A 1,326-nucleotide genomic window follows, 5' to 3' on the forward strand; every position below is an offset into this window, starting at 1 on the left:
GTATTGAAGAATACGAGTGAAACATACAGGACAGCGACCGGCACGGTAATATAGAAGCTCCGGTTCACGTCCATGACAAAGCCCTGGAACGGGTGCTTCAGCTGGTTGATGAGGTTGCGCCACTTGTCATAATGCGCAAGCTGGGCAAAGAGATGCTCTTCGCCCGACATCGTCATGATCGGCACCTCATCATACTCATGAAGCCATTTTCCCTTCCGGTACCGTTCGGCTTTCTCAGTTTTTAGGGAGATGAGATCGATGAGAAGGATAAACACGAGAGAGCCGATAGGAAGGACCGCATAGGTTACCGCAGTGAACTGCAGAATCGCCCCGCCCCCGACCATCCCCATGACCACCATGATGATGATGAGGAAGAGCGGCCCTGCCACGAACAGGGTAACATAGGATTCGGCAACGAGAGAAAGAAAATTCAGGAACTGTTTCTGCTCGAACCTGGCCTCCTCCTGGTAGAGCCGGACCCGCATAGAAAGAAAGCCGGCCATATCGCCACCGCTTTCAATAACCGAGAGAAGATCTTCGAGGAAATTCTTCAGTTTTTCCGAGGGCGTCGTTTCCGTGAGGTGTTTCAGGGAGGTAATCACATCATGCCCGAAGAAGTCCGCGTCGCGGACAACCTGCCGGAATTCAAGGGCGACTTCCCCGTAAATATTGGCATTCTCCGAGAGCGACCGGAAGATCACCATCAGCTGGGCCCCCCCCCGGCGCATGGCATACATGTAGGCGACCGCATTGTGGATGGTCATATTGATCTTGGTGGCCCGGTTTGATTTCTCAAAGCCCGGCATCCTGAGGAGACCGTTAAAACCGACATAACTCCCGAGCACGAATGCCACGATAATCGCGACACCCTGGAAAAAGAAAAAGGTGGAGATCCCGGCAATCGCCTCGGGGATCGGCAGGTTCAGCACATTGTAGATACCGACCTGCCCTCCTCCCCGCGGGATGGCAAATATGAGGGAGACGAAGAAGCCGCAGACAGCGAAGACAGCGCCGATCCCGATCGCAAGAAGGATCGAGCGTTCAAGGTAGTGCTCGAGCGTGATCGCACTCCGTGACGATATCAGATCGGCATGAAGGCTCTGGAACCGGATGGGATCCCGCTTGATCCACTCCCGTATAAGCGACTGGAGTTTCATTTCAGGACCTTTCTGATATCCCCCAGGTTTTCAATGATCTGCTTCGGATCAATCAGGTATGCCTGGAAAATCCGGGACACGGACACATAGTCCCGGATCCCCTGGTCACGCATGGCAGTCAGGATCTCCTTCCTCAGCTTGGTTTCGGCTTCCAGCTGGTCCTTGCTCC

General features: G+C 54.1%; 1 protein-coding gene. It reads right to left on the reverse strand.

What is annotated here, in order from left to right:
• A partial coding sequence (locus CW742_RS13390; RefSeq protein WP_292421205.1) for a type II secretion system F family protein occupies nucleotides 1-1,157 on the reverse strand: 1,157 nt, incomplete at its 3' end.
• Between the last annotated feature and the right edge of the window lie 169 nt (nucleotides 1,158-1,326).

Origin of the sequence: Methanoregula sp. (genome assembly GCF_002835825.1) — an archaeon.
Lineage (GTDB): Archaea > Halobacteriota > Methanomicrobia > Methanomicrobiales > Methanospirillaceae > Methanoregula.